This window comes from Pseudomonas sp. SB113 (assembly GCF_040754745.1).
GTDB classification, from domain to species: domain Bacteria; phylum Pseudomonadota; class Gammaproteobacteria; order Pseudomonadales; family Pseudomonadaceae; genus Aquipseudomonas; species Aquipseudomonas grimontii.
The window spans coordinates 1-553 of sequence record NZ_JBFMHW010000096.1 but is presented as its reverse complement, the minus strand read 5'-3'; the positions used below and the strand labels follow the sequence as shown (position 1 = coordinate 553).

The window sequence follows — 553 nt, the reverse complement described above, 5'->3', positions numbered from 1 at the left end:
CAGCACGATCTTGCAAAGCGCCAGATGTCGAACTTTGGCGGTATGATAACCTTCCAGGTGGACGACCCGCAGTCTATGGCGGCGCAACTCGCAGAGAGACTGCGGATCGTCCACTATGCATTCTCGCTTGGCCATCAGCGTAGTATTGTCGTCCTTCTCGATACGGCGGAAATGATGAAATCGACTTACCAACTGAAGGGTGAACAGTTGCAGTCATACCGGGCGTTTGCAGGCGACGGTATCTTCCGGTTATCGATCGGGTTGGAAGCGACCGGCGACCTCATTCAGGATCTGGATCAGGCTCTTCGCGCCTGACGCAACGAGATCGGGTTTGTCCCCAAAGTAACGAGAGCAAGGAATAAACCGATGACGAAAATACGAATCCTCGATGGAGGCATGAGCCGCGAACTTCAGCGTCTGGGGGCCGAACTCCGCCAGCCGGAATGGTCGGCTCTGGCTCTGATCGACAGCCCCGACATTGTGCGTCAGGTGCACCAGGAGTTCATCGAGGCGGGTTCCGATGTCGTGACGACCAACAGCTATGCGCTGGTGC

The 553-nt window shown here is 56.4% G+C and carries 2 protein-coding genes; both read left to right on the top strand.

Going from position 1 to position 553, the window contains the following annotated elements:
• The coding region (locus tag AB1462_RS31605) for a PLP-dependent transferase (protein WP_367249009.1) at nt 1–315 on the top strand (315 nt) is incomplete at its 5' end.
• 51 nt (nt 316–366) lie between these two features.
• Nucleotides 367–553: homocysteine S-methyltransferase family protein (locus tag AB1462_RS31600; RefSeq protein ID WP_367249008.1), on the top strand; the 187-nt coding region annotated here is incomplete at its 3' end.